Annotated in this window: 16 protein-coding genes; all 16 read left to right on the top strand. The window is 28.7% G+C overall.

Annotation, left to right across the window (positions count from 1 at the left end):
- Positions 1–140 precede the first annotated feature (140 nt).
- Positions 141–605: a ribonuclease HI gene (gene rnhA / locus L21TH_RS02930; RefSeq protein ID WP_006308529.1), complete on the top strand. Its 465-nt coding sequence runs from the start codon at positions 141–143 to the stop codon at positions 603–605.
- Between the two features lie 190 nt (positions 606–795).
- Positions 796–2,352: a Ppx/GppA phosphatase family protein gene (locus L21TH_RS02925; RefSeq protein WP_006308528.1), complete on the top strand. Its 1,557-nt coding sequence runs from the start codon at positions 796–798 to the stop codon at positions 2,350–2,352.
- A gap of 1 nt (position 2,353) precedes the next feature.
- Positions 2,354–4,471: an RNA degradosome polyphosphate kinase gene (locus L21TH_RS02920; RefSeq protein ID WP_006308527.1), complete on the top strand. Its 2,118-nt coding sequence runs from the start codon at positions 2,354–2,356 to the stop codon at positions 4,469–4,471.
- Between the two features lie 20 nt (positions 4,472–4,491).
- The gene (gene ppx, locus L21TH_RS02915; RefSeq protein WP_006308526.1) at positions 4,492–6,012 is read left to right on the top strand and encodes an exopolyphosphatase; all 1,521 of its coding nucleotides are present in this window, start codon (positions 4,492–4,494) and stop codon (positions 6,010–6,012) included.
- Positions 6,013–6,124: 112 nt separating this feature from the next.
- Positions 6,125–7,018, top strand: a complete 894-nt coding sequence (locus L21TH_RS02910) for a DUF5685 family protein (protein ID WP_205617949.1) — start codon at positions 6,125–6,127, stop codon at positions 7,016–7,018.
- Positions 7,002–7,619, top strand: a complete 618-nt coding sequence (locus L21TH_RS02905) for a J domain-containing protein (RefSeq protein WP_006308524.1) — start codon at positions 7,002–7,004, stop codon at positions 7,617–7,619. The genes L21TH_RS02910 and L21TH_RS02905 overlap by 17 nt, the downstream gene beginning before the upstream one ends.
- 15 nt (positions 7,620–7,634) lie before the next feature.
- A complete protein-coding gene (locus L21TH_RS02900) occupies positions 7,635–8,153 on the top strand; it encodes a hypothetical protein (protein ID WP_006308522.1) in 519 nt (172 codons plus the stop codon).
- A gap of 229 nt (positions 8,154–8,382) precedes the next feature.
- Positions 8,383–8,685, top strand: coding sequence for a hypothetical protein (locus L21TH_RS02895; RefSeq protein ID WP_006308521.1), 303 nt, complete (start codon positions 8,383–8,385; stop codon positions 8,683–8,685).
- Positions 8,686–8,726: 41 nt separating this feature from the next.
- Positions 8,727–9,788, top strand: a complete 1,062-nt coding sequence (locus L21TH_RS02890; protein ID WP_006308520.1) for a V-type ATPase subunit — start codon at positions 8,727–8,729, stop codon at positions 9,786–9,788.
- On the top strand, positions 9,778–11,742 hold the full coding sequence (locus L21TH_RS02885) for a V-type ATP synthase subunit I (RefSeq protein WP_242826493.1): 1,965 nt from the start codon (positions 9,778–9,780) through the stop codon (positions 11,740–11,742). The genes L21TH_RS02890 and L21TH_RS02885 overlap by 11 nt, the downstream gene beginning before the upstream one ends.
- Positions 11,743–11,783: 41 nt before the next feature.
- Entirely contained in the window at positions 11,784–12,212 is a 429-nt protein-coding gene (locus L21TH_RS02880) for an ATP synthase subunit C (RefSeq protein ID WP_006308517.1), read from the top strand.
- 8 nt (positions 12,213–12,220) lie between these two features.
- Entirely contained in the window at positions 12,221–12,529 is a 309-nt protein-coding gene (locus tag L21TH_RS02875; RefSeq protein WP_006308516.1) for a V-type ATP synthase subunit F, read from the top strand.
- A 13-nt stretch (positions 12,530–12,542) separates the two neighbouring features.
- Entirely contained in the window at positions 12,543–13,172 is a 630-nt protein-coding gene (locus tag L21TH_RS02870) for a V-type ATP synthase subunit E (protein WP_006308515.1), read from the top strand.
- A 1-nt stretch (position 13,173) separates the two neighbouring features.
- Complete coding sequence (locus L21TH_RS02865; RefSeq protein WP_006308514.1) at positions 13,174–14,946, top strand: V-type ATP synthase subunit A; 1,773 nt, start codon at positions 13,174–13,176, stop codon at positions 14,944–14,946.
- Positions 14,947–14,961: 15 nt separating this feature from the next.
- A complete protein-coding gene (locus tag L21TH_RS02860; RefSeq protein WP_006308513.1) occupies positions 14,962–16,338 on the top strand; it encodes a V-type ATP synthase subunit B in 1,377 nt (458 codons plus the stop codon).
- 39 nt (positions 16,339–16,377) lie between these two features.
- The gene (locus tag L21TH_RS02855; RefSeq protein WP_006308512.1) at positions 16,378–16,992 is read left to right on the top strand and encodes a V-type ATP synthase subunit D; all 615 of its coding nucleotides are present in this window, start codon (positions 16,378–16,380) and stop codon (positions 16,990–16,992) included.
- The last annotated feature ends 87 nt before the right edge of the window (positions 16,993–17,079 follow it).

The following is a 17,079-nucleotide window of genomic DNA, read 5'->3' as shown; positions in this document are numbered from 1 at the left end:
ATTATTGGATGATTAATTTTGAAAAAGAAAAATTGCCAACTATTACTTGACAGTAACCTTTAAACAAACAAAATGGACATAATTACTATAAAGTGGTAAAATAACATGAGTACATCATAAAGAAGAAAAGGGGTAGTATAATGGATAAAATCATAATATATACAGATGGAGCCTGTTCAGGTAATCAAAATAATGAGAATAAAGGTGGATACGGTGCTGTATTAATATATAAAGATTATAGGAAAGAAATTTATGGTGGAGAGTTCAATACAACTAACAACAGAATGGAATTAAAGGCATGTATCGAAGCACTTAAAGCTCTTAAACGCAAGGATATACCTGTAGAAGTATATACAGATTCTGCTTATCTTTGTAATTGTATAAACCAAAAATGGTATGAAAAGTGGAGGAAAAATGGATGGAAAAATTCTAAAAAGGACCCAGTAGAAAATAAGGACATGTGGCAAGAGTTACTTGAATTAGTAGAAAGCTTTAAAAATATAAAGTTTTTTAAAGTAAAGGGACATGCAGGTATCGAATTAAACGAGTTAGCTGATGCGCTAGCTAATAAAGGAATGGACAGCTTACATGAAGAACAACTTTAATATAAATTAGGGTTGTTCTTTTTTTACAACATATAGGGAATTATAATAACCAAATTAAAGTAACACCTTTTAACATCAATATAACATATAGTAATAATAGTTTGGAGTATAATAACATTGTAACTTTTAGATTATTTTTTTATAAAGAACGTTATTATTATAGTATGTAGTGAATAAGAGAGGAGATTTTATGAGTAAAGATTTAAATAGTGAGTTAATTGCTGGTATTGATATAGGTTCACATTCTATAAAAATGAAGATAGCTGAAATTAATGAAAATGGGGAAATAAGAACATTAGATAACCTTAGAAGAACTGCTTCTTTGGGAAAAGATACATTTACCACAGGTAAAATTAGTTTTAAAACAGTTGATGAAATATGTGAAATTTTAAAGGGGTATAAACAGGTACTAAATGATTATAGAATTAAGCAGTATAGAGCTGTTGCTACAAGTGCTGTACGTGAAGCTACAAATAAAGATTATGTAGTAGACCAAATAAAATTGAAAACAGGACTACATATAGAGGTAATTACAAATTCAGAAGAAAAATATCTTACCTATAAGTCTATAAGAGATAATTTAAAGGATTATAAGAGATTTAGAAATGAGAGGACTTTAATAGTTGATGTGGGTTCGGGAAATACAGAAATGACTTCCTATAATAAGGGGAAATTACAATTTAGCCAAAGTATTAAATTAGGGGCTTTAAGGATAAGAGAGATATTAGCTAGCCTAGAAAGACGTACTTTACATTTTTCTAAAATATTAGAAGAGTATATTGAAAGTAATTTAGATACATTGAAGATATTTAGTACTCAAAAGTCTATTAAAAACTTTATTGCAGTAGGTGGGGAGATTTCAATAATTAGTAGAATATGCAATGAAACAAAGGATAAAGAAAAATCAAAATATATAGATAGAAATAAATTCATAGAGGTTTACAATGAACTAATGTATAAGCCATATCACCACATAATAAAAGAATATGATGTTCCAGAAAATCGAATTGAAATATTGATACCATCTTTGATTTTATTTAAAAAGTTTATTGATATGACAGATGCAAAGGGAATATATGTACCTTTGGTCTCACTAAGGGATGGGTTGATTTCAGACTTTGTAGATAAAAAATATAATACTAATAGGGACAAAAAATTCCGTGAAGATATAATATCATCGGCTATATACTTGGCAAAGCGATATAAGAGTGATATGAAACACGTGATGGATGTTATGGATAAGTCAATGATAATATTTGATAGATTAAAAGATATACATGGATTAGGAGAAAAAGAGAGATTTATGCTACAATTAGCAGCTATACTTCACGATATAGGTAAATATGTTAATTTAGTTGACCACTATGATAATTCATATGACATTATTTTAGCTTCTGATTTAATTGGAATGTCAGATAGACAGATGGAGATAATAGCTAATGTAGCTAGATATCATGGAGAAAAATTACCTAAATTTAAAGATAGGAATTATGATAAATTATCAGAAAAAGATAAACTTATAATATCAAAATTATCTGCTATGTTAAAGCTAGCAAATTCATTAGATATGAGTCATAAACAAAAGATATGGGATATTGATGTTAATACTGATGAAAAAATAGTCGTTATAACTGCTAGAACAAAAGAGGACGTACTGCTTGAAATATGGACTTTTGAAGCTAATAGTGACCTCTTCAAAGAGGTATTTGGAGTTGTACCAATACTAAAGATAGATAGGGTGATGTAGGATGAATAATGTAAACTTTGATGATGCTAAGTACTTCTTTAATAGAGAATTGAGTTGGTTAGAGTTTAATGATAGGGTACTTGAGGAAGCTATAGATGAAAATAACCCTTTATTTGAAAAATTAAAGTTTATTGCAATAACAAGTTCAAACCTTGATGAATTTTTTATGGTAAGAGTGGCTTCTTTAAAAGACCAGGTTACTGCAGAATATGATAAAAAAGACCCAGCAGGACTTACACCTAAAATGCAATTAAAAAGAATATCACAAAGAGTACATAAAATGGTAGAAGACCAGTATTGTATTTTAAATGAAAATTTAATACCAGAGCTAAAAAATAATGGTATTAACTTTGTGTATACAAATGATTTATCTGAAAAAGATAAAGAGTACTTAGAAAATTATTTTACTAATATAGTTTATCCTGTACTTACGCCAATGGCTGTAGACCCTAGTAGACCGTTTCCTTTAATTTTAAATAAGACATTAAACATAGGTGTGTTATTGAAAGGTGAGAATGAAGATAACGACTTGGTTTTTGCAACGGTTCAAGTTCCATCAGTGCTACCTAGAATAGTAGAAGTACCTACTATAGAAAATGGACATAAGAATTACATTTTTTTAGAAGAAGTAATAGATATGTATATTGAAAGACTCTTTCTAGGAAAAGAAATAATATGTTCTTATCCATATAGGATTACTAGAAATGCGGACTTGACAATACATGAAGAAGAAGCAGAGGACCTTTTAATAGAGATTGAGAAGTCATTAAAAAGAAGAAGATGGGGAGAGGCCATAAGATTAGAAGTATCTGCTGATATGGACGAAAGACTAGTAAACATATTACAGAACTCTTTAGAAATACATAAGGGTGAAATATATAAAATAAATGGCCCTATAGATTTAACTTTTATTTTTAAATTAATATCTGATGATGGGTACAGACATTTGAAATTCAACAAATATACTCCGCAGATACCAAAAGATTTATTAGGTGAAGAACATATATTTGAAGCTATATCTAAGAAGGATATATTTCTTCATCATCCTTATGAAAGTTTTGACCCAGTAGTAAATTTCGTTCAAAAAGCAGCAAAAGACCCGAATGTATTAGCTATTAAACAAACTTTATACAGGGTCAGTGGAGACTCACCAATAGTTAAGGCTTTAGCTGAAGCTGCAGACAAAGGAAAACAGGTCACAGTTTTAGTAGAGATTAAAGCTAGATTCGATGAAGAAAATAATATAATTTGGGCTAAACGCCTTGAAAAAGCTGGATGTCATGTAATATATGGATTGTTAGGTTTAAAGACTCATAGTAAGATAACTTTAGTAGTAAGGAAAGAAGGACACAAGATAAAAAGATATGTTCATCTAGGTACAGGTAACTACAATGATATTACTGCGAAGTTATATACAGATATGGGACTATTTACATGTAATGAATATTTTGGGTCTGATGCTTCTGTTGTATTTAATATGTTATCTGGGTATTCTGAACCACCTGAACTGTACAAGTTAAATGTAGCACCGTTAAATCTTAGAGAAAAGTTTATAGACCTTATAAATAACGAAATTGAGAATGCTAGAAGTGGAAAGAAAGCAAAAATTATAGCTAAAATGAATGCTTTAGTTGACCCAGGGATAATCAAGGCATTATATAAGGCGTCATCTGCAGGTGTAGAAATAGAGCTTATAGTAAGGGGAATATGTTGTTTAAGACCTGGAATTCCAGGGGTTAGTGAAAATATAACAGTAAGAAGTATAGTAGGCAGATTTTTAGAGCATAGTAGAATATATTATTTTTATAATGATGGAAGAGAAGAATTGTTTTTATCTAGTGCAGATTGGATGCCAAGAAATCTTAATAGAAGAGTTGAACTCTTATTTCCAATTGAAGACTTAAATGTAAAAAGAACAATTATATCGTCATTAAAAATAATGTTAAATGATACATCGAAGGCTAGAATACTTCAATCCGATGGATATTATATAAGAGCGGATAAAATGGGCAAGTTTAATTTGAATTCACAAGAATTTTTCTGTAAACTTGCAATGCAAGAAGTAGAAAATTATAATGAAGATAAAATGGACTTTATTTTTAAACCAATAAAAAAATAATATCTAGAAAGGAAAATTATATGTGTAGGAAATTAGCTATAATTGACTTAGGTTCAAATTCTATACGAGTTATTATTATGAGGATAAATAATGATGGTTCATATATTATGTTGGACCAAGCAAAGGAAATGGTGAGATTAAGTGAAGGAATGGGCAAAGAGCTTACTTTAAAATCAGAGCCAATTAATAGAACTATACACACATTAAAATTATTCAAAAAGTTGATTCAGTCACACAGCGTAGATGAAGTTCATTGCATAACTACAGCTGCTGTACGTAGGGCAAAAAATAGGTACGAATTTCTTAAAACAGTTAAGAAAGAGACAGGACTTGAATTTAGAGTGATTTCTGGAGAAAAAGAAGCATATTATGATTATTTAGGGGTAATAAACACCATTGATATTCAAGACTGTATCATGATTGATGTTGGCGGAGCTAGTACAGAAATTGCGTGGATAGAAAATAGATTGATAAAAGAGGTTATTAGCTTACCCTTTGGAGCAGTTATATTAACAGAGGATTTCTTAGATAAAGATATTATTACTAAAGATATGATTAAGAATTTAGAGAACTATATATTAGAGGAGTTTAATAATATTAAATGGTTAAAAAAGGCTAAGGGCTTACCTATAATTGGAGTTGGAGGTACTATTAGAACAATTGCCAAGGTAGACAAGAAAAAAATTAAATTTCCTCTTGTGAGTCTACATAATTATAAAATGAACATTGAAGAAGTATCTGAAGTATACAAAAAAGTTACTAGCACTAAATTAAAGGATAGAAAAAAAATACCTGGTGTAAGCAAAGATAGAGCAGATATTATAGCTGGAGGTATTGCTCCCGTAAAATGTTTAATAGAGTATCTAGAAAGCGAAAATTTAATAATAAGTGGTAATGGATTAAGGGAAGGAATATTCTTTGAAAACTATTTAAAAGACAGAGAATATAAAATAGTAGATGATGTTTTAATAAACAGTGTAGAAAACATATTAAAAAGATATGATACTAATTTAAAACACAGTTATCATGTTCAAAAACTTGCATTATCGTTATTTGACCAAACAAAAGAATTACATGCATTAGGAGAAAATGAAAGAAAATTATTGGCAGTAGGTGCACTTCTACATGACATAGGAATGTTTGTAGATTATTATAATCATCATAAGCATGGATTTTATTTAACATTAAACTCAAGGCCTTATGGACTTGAAAATAGAGAATTAGTAATATGTGCTTATTTAGTAGCGATGCATAGAGATAAATCCTTTAAAGAAAGCTGGAGAAATTATAAGATGCTTATAGATAAAGAAGATTATAATCTAATAAAAAAACTGAGTATTTTTATTAAGATGGCAGAAAAGCTTGATAGAAGTGAATATGGAAATATAAAAAATATAGATTGTAGTATAGATAAAAAAGCAGTTAATATAAAGCTTAATTCAACATATGACCCAGAGTTAGAAATAGTATCAGTTATGAAATTTGAGAAAGATTTTAAAAAGTTATTTGGTAAAAAAATGAATATATATAGAGCTTCATAAGAAAGCGGAGGGTAAAACCTCCGCTAATTATATGCTTATTGCCATTTGTTTAATTTTACTTTACAATAATAATTAGACAAATATAGCTTGTCTTATAAAATAAAAGAAATGAGTGAAGGTAGTGTTTGGATACGTAACACCTCATAAAGCAGAATTAAAAGTAAAAGAATATAATCTTTTTAAAGGATATTATTGTGGACTTTGTAAAGCATTAGGTAAAGAGTTTAATCAATTAGTCAGATTTGGACTTAATTACGATATTACTTTTCTTGGATTACTATTGTCATCATTGGATGAAAGAAAAGAAACTATCAGACCTGAAAATTGTATTGCTGCTCCTTTTAAAAAGAAACCGATAGTACAACCTAATAAGTATATTGAATATGCTGCTAATATTAGTGTAATCCTTTTTTATTTTAAGTTATTAGATGATTGGAAAGATGAAAAATCATTAAAAGCCTTAGTAGCTAGTACAGCGTACTTATTACCAGTATATAAGGCTAAAAAAGTATATAAAGATAAATATATCAGCATAAAAAGTGATTTAAAAAGGTTAACGGAATTAGAAAAGAAAAAATGTAAATCTATAGATGAAAGTGCAGATGCTTTTGCAAGGTTAATGGGAACTATTGCGGTTCCTAACTTTATTAAGGACGAAAAAACTTCTAGAGTTTTAAATTGGCTAGGGTATAATTTGGGCCGATGGATTTATATATTAGATGCTTTTAATGATATAGAAAAAGATATAAAGAAGAATAACTATAATCCGATATTACTTCAATATAACTATAAAAATAATGAGAGTGTTGGTCAATTTATAAACAGAGTTAAAGAGCCTATAGAATTTACATTAACATTTACTCTTGATAATATTGCTAAAAGTTATGAGTTACTAGATGTTAAACGAAACAGAAGTATAATCGAGAATATTATATATATGGGGACTAGACATAAAATGCAGCAGATATTATATAAAGGAGTTGTTAAAAATGAAAAATCCATATGAAGTATTAGGTGTTAGAGAAGGTGCTAGTGAAGAAGAAATAAGAGTGGCATATAAAAAGTTAGCTAGAAAATACCATCCAGACCAGTATTCAAATAATCCTTTAGCAGATTTAGCAGAGGAAAAAATGAAAGAAATAAATGAAGCGTATCATAAGCTTATAAAGAATAAAGATAGAGGGTTTAATCATAATAATGATTATAAAAGAAGTGAGGAATTTTATAAGAGTGGAGAAGTATTTAATAAGATACGTATGCTAATAGATAGGGGGAATATACAAGAGGCAGATAGAGTACTTAACAATATAGATAATATAAACAGAAATGGAGAATGGTATTTCTTAAAGGGGATTGTTCTTTTAAGGAAAGGTTGGTATGACCAAGGATATAATCATATAAAGTATGCTGTAGATTTGGATCCAACAAACACTGAATATCGTTCTACTCTTAATAATATTTCAATGAGAAATAGAACTTATAGAAATGTTGGAAGCAATATGGGATATGGAAGAAGAGACCCATCAGCATGTGAAGTATGTGAATGTTTAATATGTGCTGACTGTTGTTGTGAGTGTATGGGAGGAGATTTGATTTCTTGTTGTTAATAGGGGGCATAACTAATGAAGTATAAACATAATAGTGCAGCTAAAAAAATAGCTTTAGGAGGAATAATAACACTTCTTACTCTAAGTTGTTTATATTTAGTATCAATACTCCCTACTAATAAAATATTTTTCTTTTGGCTTAGTACTATTTTTATTGCTTTTATAGTGATTGAAATAGGAGTTTCTACAGCTGTATTAAGCTTTTTTGCAGTTTCTATATTAGGATTTTTAATTATCCCCAACAAATTAGTATTACTGCCTTATACAATATATTTCGGTTATTATGGTGTTGTTAAATATTATATAGAGAAAATAAATAATTTGCTTTTAGAGTGGGTAATTAAGATTATACTATTTAACGTAGCTACATATGTTATTTTTTATATATCAAATAACATTTTGTTCAATAATATTATTGTTAAATTTGATATTAGATTGTTTATAGTAGTACTTCAAATTGGATTTTTAGTATATGATTATTTTTACAGCATAATGATTAAATATTATAAATTTAGATTAAGAAAATATTTATAATATACGGAAGCCTTTAAAAGGCTTCTTTTTTGTTTGACAGTAAAAGTTAAAGGGAAATTAAATGTTTTGTATAAATAAAAAAATAGTAGGAACTATTAATAATGTAAAAAATGTGTAATAAAAATTAATTATGGTACTTCTAATGAAATGGTTTATTGTAATAAATATAAAATTAGGAAATAATAATAAATACAGTTTTTCCATTAATTATTTAATGAGGTGATTAGATATGGAAAAAATAATAAAGAAAATAACTGAAATTGATAAAAAAGCTTTAAATATTAAAGAAGAAACAGAAAGAGTTTTAGAAGAAAATAAGAAGAAAATAGAGAAGACTTTAATGGAGATTGAAACTAAAGAGTTAAAAAAGGCTAAAGAGATTGGTGAAAAAGAGTATAATAAATTACTTGAAGAAGGAGAAAAAAGTGCCAATCAAATAATTAATGAAGGTAATAAATATATTAACAAATTAAATCAGATTTATGAAACAAAGCATACTGAGTTAAGTCAAAAAATATTAAAAAAATATTAAAGAAAGAATAACATAACAATTAATAAACTGAGGTGTTTTTTATGGGAAGTGTCCGTAGGTTTGCAGTTGTTAATACAAAGGTGAGAGCATTAAAGGGAAAGTTATTAACTAAAAAAGACTATAATCAACTTTTAAAGAAAAAGTCTGTTTCTAAGATTGCAGAATATTTAAAGGAGAATACAGCATATAGAGATGTTTTAAAGGATATAGATATTAGAGATATTCATAGAGGAAATTTAGAATTGTTACTTAAAAGATATATAGTTTTAACTTATGAAAAACTATTACATTATTTCACAGATGAATATAGAAGATTTTTTAGAATTATGTTTATGAGATATGAAATAGAGGACATTAAATTATACTTACGAGCACTGTCTAGAGGGGAGAATTTAAGGTATATAAGAGAATTAGTTTTGTATTCAGGGGTATATAGCACAATAAATCATGATAAAATAGTGAAATCTAAAAATATAGAGCATTTAGTTGAAAATCTTAAGGATACAGTGTATTATCAACTACTAGTACCTTTCTTAAATGAAAAGGGTCAAAAACAAGTATTCTATATGGAGATGAATTTAGATGGGTTTTATTTTAGACAACTTTATGAACAAGCTAGCAAATTAAACAAAACAGATGAAAGAGTTTTAAAGGACTCATTAGGTAAAAATATAGACCTCTTGAATTTAGAGTGGATATATAGAGGTTTGAAGTTTTATAAATTATCTCCTGAGGAACTGATAAACTATACTTTACTAGGTGGGAATTATTTAAGGTATAAGGATATCAAACAAATTTGCTACTCTAAAGATGAAGAAGAATTAAAAAAGAGAATGATTAATACCAAATATGGATTTTTATTTGATAATGAAGAAACTTTAGATTTGTTTATGGAGAGAAGAATACAGAGATACCTTTACTTTCAGTTTCTAGACTATTATAGGAGAAGTAAAATGAATATTATGCAGTCAATAGCATTCGTTCATTTATTAGAATATGAAATAAGAGATATTATATCTCTAACTGAAGCTATAAGATATGGATTGGACAGCAAAGAGACTAAAAAATATCTTATAAGGCGAATTGAAGGAAGTGATGCTTAAGATGGCTATCGAAAAAATGACAATGATGAATGTTGTGGGACGAATAGAAAATGTTAATGAGATAGCAAAAGAAATTATTTTGCTAGGTAATGTAGATATTATAAATGCTCTTAATGAGATAAGAGAAAGTCATTTTACTTTAAGTGTTGAAGAGGAAAACGTTGATGAAATAGTTGACATGTCAATGATACAAACTTTTGAAGAACAAATTAATTATGATGATGTAAAGAAAAAAATAGACACACTTAAAGAAATATACAAAGAAGATTTCATTATAAATAAAAAGTATATAGAAGAGCCTTATGATTTTTTAAAATGTATACCTAGGATAGAAGAGGTTTATAGTGAATTAATAAAACCATATAATGAGCTTAAGGAATTAGAAGAAGAATTAAAAAAGATAGACGAGTATAGAAAAAATTTTATTCATATGAAAGGGTTAGATATTGACGTAAAGGAGCTTATAGGTTTAAAATATTTTACTTTTTTTGTTGGTGTTTTATCTAAAGAAGATAGAATTAAGTTAAAGAAAAATTATGAAAATATTTCCGCTATTGTATTGCATACAGGAAGCAGTGATTCAGGTGAAGTATATTTAATTATAACACCTAAAGAGTTAGAAGCTGAGACTAATAGAATCTTACGTTCCTTGAACTTTAGAAAACTAGAATTACCCGAATACTATACAGGGACGCCAAAGGAAATTATACAGAAGTTTAAAAAAAGAGAGGAAGAGATAAAAAAGACTATTATAGATTTAAAGAAAAGGATGTCAGAATTAAAAGAAAAAAATGAAAACTTCATAAATAGATGTTGCACTAGACTTAGAATGGAAGAGAGAATAAAACAATTAAAAGAGCAGATGGTGTCTACAAACAATTTCTTTTATCTAACTGGTTGGGTACCTAGAAGTGATAAAGCACATATTAAAAACAAATTAAGCAAATATAAAGATTTATTAATAGTATACAAAAATGAGGAAGAAATAACTGACGGATTTAGACCACCAACGAAACTTAATAATCCTAAACTTTTTTCTCCTTTTGAATTTTTGGTCAAAATGTATGGAATACCTTCTTATAACGAATTAGACCCTACTATATTTTTAAGTTTAACTTATATGATTCTTTTTGGAGCTATGTTCGGAGATTCAGGTCAAGGATTTATTCTTTTTCTATTAGGCATAGCTATAAATAAAGGAAAAAATACTAATTTGATTGGTAAAATTTTAAGTCGTTTAGGAATAAGTTCTATGATATTTGGAGTTTTATATGGCTCAGTTTTTGGATTTGAGCACATTATTCCTGCTATTTTAATAAAGCCCTTTGAAAATATAAATACAATGCTTTTTAGTGCCATTGGTTTAGGAATATTCTTTTTTATTATTAGTTATGGTTATAGTATTGCTAATTCAATCAAGCAAAGGGATTTAAAAGAAGGAGCATTTGGTAGAAATGGTGTTGCGGGATTATTATTTTATGTGGTTCTATTATTGACAATAGGAAGTAATTTTATTGAAATAAAAATTATTTCAACAAGGATGGGTGTGATAATATTAGGTGCTTTAATGATAGTAATGACTGTAAAAGAGCCTTTGACAAATCTAATATTAAAAAAGCGTCCATTATATCATGAAACACCTTCAAATTATTACATTGAGAGTGGATTTGATACATTAGAAACTTTACTTAATATGTTGAGTAGTACAGTTTCTTTTATAAGAGTTGGAGCTTTTGCTTTGACACATGTAGGTTTATTTATTGCTTTCGAAACAATTGCTGAGCTACTAGGAAATACTACAGGAAGTATTTTGATTTTAATATTAGGTAATATAATAATTATCGGTCTCGAAGGTTTGATTGTGTCAATACAAGGTTTACGACTGGAATACTATGAACTCTTCAGCAAATACTATAACGGAGAAGGAGTAGAATTCAAGCCTATAAAATTGTAAACCTTCATAAATAAATATAAAAATATAGAAGGAGGAAAATGATGAAACTTATTATGACTACTACATTTATTTTAGTGTTACTTACCATAGGTTCAGGCTTTATGTTAATCTATAATGAATATAAAGCTAGCAAAAGTAAGCTAAAAAAGGTATTGGCTTGTAATTTGTTTATATTTATACCATTAATAATAGGAGCTTTCATAATTTTAATGCCAAAATTAACTTTTGCTGTACATTCTGGTGTTCAGCCAACATCAGCTTCAGGACTAGGTTTTATTGCAGCAGCTTTATCAACAGGTTTTGCTACTATTGGAGCAGGATATGCAGTGGGAGCTGTTGGTGCATCGGCTTTAGGAGCAGTTTCAGAAGACCCGAAAATTCTTGGGAAGACATTAATTTTTGTAGGATTAGCCGAAGGAATTGCAATATATGGTTTAATTGTATCCATATTGATACTTGGTAGGTTATAGGTGATACTATGAAGTCATTATTAATTAGTGACAATAGGGATACTCAATTAGGATTTAGACTGGCAGGCATTCCAGGTGTTATAGTACATGAGAAAGATGATATTTTAAGAGAACTGAATGAAGCATTAACTGATAAGGAAATAGGTATAATCATTGTGACTCAAAAAGTTCTTGAAAAAGCTAAAAAAGAAATAATGGGAATTAAAGCAAAAAACAAATTACCATTAGTAGTTGTAATTCCTGACAGACATGGATTTAATGAAGGTGATGACTTTATAACTAAGCATATTAGAGAATCTATCGGAATTAAAATCTAAGGTGGTTGTTATTGTGGTAACAGTAGAAGAAAAGTTAAATATATTTTCTAAATTAGTGTTTGAAAAAGTTAAAAATGAATGTGACATGAAATTGAAAATTATGAGAGATGAAAACAAGAAAATTATAGAAGATTACAAAGCTAAAAAAGAAAAAGAAGGTAAAGATATAATTGAAAAGAAAATAAAAAGTGGAGAACAGAAGAAAAAGCAATTAATTTCAAAAGCAAAAAATGAAACGAAAAGAAAAATATTAAGTAAGAAAAATGAATTACTAGATAAGTTAACTGACGAAGTAAAGGAAAAAGTAAAGCAATATACAGAACATAATGTATATGAAGAATTTTTGAACGAAACTTTAAATAAAATACTAATTGATTTTAAAAATGAAAATAAAATTGTTCTTTACATGACTGAAAATGATATTAATAAGTATAAAAGTAAAGTGATTAGTTTCTTTAATTATAAAAAATATAATGGTATTTTTGAAATTAAAGTTGATAAAGAAGATATAATCGGTGGTATTAGAGCTGTCAATGGTAAAAATACAGTACGTATAGATTTATCATTGTTAGCTATCATTAAAGACAATAAAAGATATATTGGACAAATACTTTTTCAAGAATTAGAAAAAGAGAGTGATTAAAATGAGTAAAAATAATGGCATTATCACCATGATAAATGGTCCAGTTATACAAGGTAAAAACATGGCTAATTTCAAGATGAGAGAAATGGTTATGGTTGGACAGAAAAAGCTAATAGGTGAAGTTATTTCACTTAGTGGAGATATTGGAACTATACAAGTTTATGAAGAAACTGAAGGGTTAAAGCTAAAGGAACCTATTGTATCAACAGGCAAACCTTTATCTTTAAAATTAGGGCCAGGTATGTTAAGTAACATGTATGATGGAATTCAAAGACCTTTGAAGAAAATAAACGAAATATCTAAAGATTTTATTGATGAAGGAATAGGTTTTATATCATTAGACCCAGAAAAAGAATGGGATGTTAAGTTTTTAGTTAAAAAAAATGACGATTTAAAACCAGGTCAAATATTTGGTGAGGTTAGAGAAACTTCTTTAATTGTACATAAACTTTTAGTTCCACCGTGGGTAAAAGGTAAAGTGGTAGATAAAAAAGATGACGGAAGATATAAAATAGAAGAGATTTTATTAAGCGTTGAAGATAGTAAAGGGAAAATACATGAGTTAAAGATGTATCAAGAATGGCCTGTAAGAAAATCAAGACCTGTTAAAGAGAGAAAGGCTATTAACATGCCACTGATTACAGGACAAAGAGTATTGGATATATTTTTTCCATTAGCAAAAGGAGGTACAGCAGCTATACCTGGAGGGTTTGGAACAGGTAAAACAATGACTCAACATCAATTAGCTAAGTGGTCAGATGCCGATATTATTGTTTATATAGGATGTGGAGAACGAGGTAATGAAATGACTGAGGTTCTTGAGGATTTTCCAGAATTAATAGACCCAAAAACAGATAAACCTATTATGGAAAGAACTATACTTATTGCGAACACTTCAAATATGCCTGTCGCTGCTAGAGAAGCGAGTATTTACACTGGTATTACTATGGCAGAATATTTTAGAGACATGGGATATCATGTAGCTATTATGGCTGATTCAACATCAAGATGGGCTGAAGCTCTAAGGGAGATATCTGGTAGACTTGAAGAAATGCCAGCAGAAGAAGGTTATCCTGCTTATTTACCTTCACGGCTTGCAGAGTTTTATGAAAGAGCAGGATACGTTACATCGTTAAATGGAGATGAGGGTTCTGTAACTATTATTGGAGCAGTTTCTCCGGCAGGTGGCGATTTTTCAGAACCGGTTACTGAGAATACTAAAAGATTTGTAAATGTTTTTTTAGCTTTGGACAGAGAGCTGGCCTATGCAAGACACTATCCAGCAATAAATTGGCTTACTAGTTATAGTGGATATATAAAGACATTAAGTGATTGGTATGATGATAATGTGGAAGAAGGAGTAATGAAATTAAGAGCCAAAATGCTCCATATATTGTACGAAGAAAATAAATTACAAGAGATTGTTTTACTCGTAGGGGAAGATGTTCTTCCAGATGACCAAAGGCTTATTTTAGAAATTTCAAAAGTATTGAGAATAGGTTTTTTACAGCAAAATGCTTTTCACAAAGAGGATACATATGTTCCGCTTAAAAAACAATATGAGATGTTAAAAGTTATAGATTATTTATATGAAAGAAGTTACAAAGCTGTTAAAGATGGTATACCTATATCTCAGGTTAAAAATGAAGAATTGTTTAATGACGTAATAAAAATGAAATATAATATTCCAAATGAAAATCTTGAAGGAATTGAAAAACTAAAAAATAGAATAAAGCAATATTACGATAAATTAGAAGAAAAGTATTCCCATTGATGAGGAAGTGATGATATGAATAAAGAATACTTAAGTCTAGAGAAGATAGAGGGCCCTTTGATTGTTGTATCAGATGTTGAAGGGGCATCTTATGGTGAGATAATTGATATAAAGGCTGAAGGGGAAAAAACAAAAAAAGGTAAGGTTATAAAGATTGAAAATGATAACGTTATAGCTCAAGTTTTTGAAAGTACATCAGGACTATCTGTAAACAATATATCTGTAAGATTTACTGGTAGACCTTTTGAAATTGCACTTTCTAAAGATATATTGGGTAGAACCTTTGATGGAATTGGTAGACCGATAGATGATGGGGGAGAAATTTACAGTAATAATATATATAATATCAATGGTCGACCTATAAATCCTGTTGCAAGAAGATATCCACGGAATTATATTCAAACGGGAGTTTCATCAATAGATGCACTGATGACTTTAATTAGAGGTCAAAAGTTACCTATTTTTTCTGGAAATGGTTTATCTCATAATGAACTAGCTTCACAGATTGTAAGACAGGCTAAAATAAGCTCTGAAGAAGATGAAGAGTTTGCAGTAGTGTTTGCGGCGGTTGGAGTTAAACATGATGATGCAGGATTTTTTAAAAAGTCCTTTGAAGAATCTGATGTAATGGAAAGGGTTGTTATGTTTATCAATCTTGCAGATGACCCTATAGTTGAAAGAATAAGTACACCTAGATGTGCGTTAACTGCAGCTGAATATTTGGCATTTGAAGAAAACATGCATATATTAGTTATTATTACGGATATGACAAGTTATTGTGAAGCATTAAGAGAGGTATCTTCAGCTAGAGAAGAAGTGCCTAGTAGAAAAGGATATCCAGGATATTTATATTCAGATTTGGCTTCAATTTATGAAAGAGCTGGTATGTTGAAAAATAAAAAAGGTTCTATAACATTACTACCTATATTGACTATGCCTAACGATGATATAACTCATCCTGTACCTGATTTAACAGGTTATATTACTGAAGGGCAGATAGTATTAGGTAGAGAACTCTTTCAAAAAAATATTTATCCACCAATAAACGTATTACCGTCACTATCTAGACTTATGAAGGATGGCATAGGCGAAGGATATACAAGAAAAGACCATCCGGATGTGGCTAATCAGCTTTTTTCATCTTATTCAAAAGTGCAGGAAGTTAGAGCATTGTCCCAAATTATTGGTGAGGATGATTTATCTGAAACAGATAAAAAGTATATGGAATTTGGTAGAGAATTTGAGAAAAAGTTTCTTACCCAGGATATAAATGAAAATAGAAATATAAATGAAACTTTAGATTTAGCATGGAATATTTTATCTATATTACCAAGTGGTGAGTTAGAAAGATTGTCTCCTGAGCTAATAAAGGAATATATAAATAGAAAATGAAAAGCAATTTACTTTTTATAATCTGAAAGGATGTATAATATGCCTGGAAACTCTACTCCGACAAAGGCAAATTTATTAAAATTAAGAAATTCTCTTGAGTTTTCAAAGAAAGGATTTGAGCTTTTAGATAAAAAGCGAACAGTTTTAATTAGAGAAATGATGGATTTAATAGATAAGGCTAAAGAAATTCAACGAAGAATTTCAGATAATTTTGAAGAAGCTTATAATGCATTGCAGATGGTAAATATAACTATGGGAATCAATAATGTAGAAGAACTTGCTATATCTATAATAAAAGAAAAGGATTATGATATTTTAACTAAAAGTATTATGGGGGTTGAGATACCTAAGGTTAAATTTGATAAAGTAAAACAAGATACACAGTATGGTTTTTTCAGAACTAATCCTGTTTTAGATATAGCAGTTAACAAGTTTTATGAAATAAAATATTTAACATATGAACTAGCGGAAGTAGAAAATTCAGTATATAAACTGGCTATGGAAATAAAGAAGACTCAAAAAAGGGCTAACGCTCTAGAAAAAATACAAATACCTAAGTATAAAGAGAAGATTAAATCTATTGAAGAAATTTTAGAGGAAAAAGAAAGAGAGGATTTTTTCAGGTTGAAAAAAGTTAAAAAGAAGAAGAAATAAAAACGAGGGATGTAACTCGTTTTTTCTTTATAATTATTGGTTATACATTTTTAATTTAAGGGGAAAAATATAAAAATGGAAGGAGGG

The organism is Caldisalinibacter kiritimatiensis (assembly GCF_000387765.1).
In the GTDB taxonomy this organism is placed as follows: Bacteria; Bacillota; Clostridia; order Tissierellales; family Caldisalinibacteraceae; genus Caldisalinibacter; species Caldisalinibacter kiritimatiensis.
Note: the sequence above shows the minus strand (reverse complement) of the source record. Positions and strands in the feature narration are given on the sequence as shown.

What these genes read in the sequence shown, in the direction of transcription:
- rnhA (WP_006308529.1), top strand. Translation starts at nt 141, where the DNA reads ATGGATAAAATCATAATATATACAGATGGAGCCTGTTCAGGTAATCAA.
- L21TH_RS02925 (WP_006308528.1), top strand. Translation starts at nt 796, where the DNA reads ATGAGTAAAGATTTAAATAGTGAGTTAATTGCTGGTATTGATATAGGT.
- L21TH_RS02920 (WP_006308527.1), top strand. Translation starts at nt 2,354, where the DNA reads ATGAATAATGTAAACTTTGATGATGCTAAGTACTTCTTTAATAGAGAA.
- ppx (WP_006308526.1), top strand. Translation starts at nt 4,492, where the DNA reads ATGTGTAGGAAATTAGCTATAATTGACTTAGGTTCAAATTCTATACGA.
- L21TH_RS02905 (WP_006308524.1), top strand. Translation starts at nt 7,002, where the DNA reads ATGAAAAATCCATATGAAGTATTAGGTGTTAGAGAAGGTGCTAGTGAA.
- L21TH_RS02900 (WP_006308522.1), top strand. Translation starts at nt 7,635, where the DNA reads ATGAAGTATAAACATAATAGTGCAGCTAAAAAAATAGCTTTAGGAGGA.
- L21TH_RS02895 (WP_006308521.1), top strand. Translation starts at nt 8,383, where the DNA reads ATGGAAAAAATAATAAAGAAAATAACTGAAATTGATAAAAAAGCTTTA.
- L21TH_RS02890 (WP_006308520.1), top strand. Translation starts at nt 8,727, where the DNA reads ATGGGAAGTGTCCGTAGGTTTGCAGTTGTTAATACAAAGGTGAGAGCA.
- L21TH_RS02880 (WP_006308517.1), top strand. Translation starts at nt 11,784, where the DNA reads ATGAAACTTATTATGACTACTACATTTATTTTAGTGTTACTTACCATA.
- L21TH_RS02875 (WP_006308516.1), top strand. Translation starts at nt 12,221, where the DNA reads ATGAAGTCATTATTAATTAGTGACAATAGGGATACTCAATTAGGATTT.
- L21TH_RS02865 (WP_006308514.1), top strand. Translation starts at nt 13,174, where the DNA reads ATGAGTAAAAATAATGGCATTATCACCATGATAAATGGTCCAGTTATA.
- L21TH_RS02860 (WP_006308513.1), top strand. Translation starts at nt 14,962, where the DNA reads ATGAATAAAGAATACTTAAGTCTAGAGAAGATAGAGGGCCCTTTGATT.
- L21TH_RS02855 (WP_006308512.1), top strand. Translation starts at nt 16,378, where the DNA reads ATGCCTGGAAACTCTACTCCGACAAAGGCAAATTTATTAAAATTAAGA.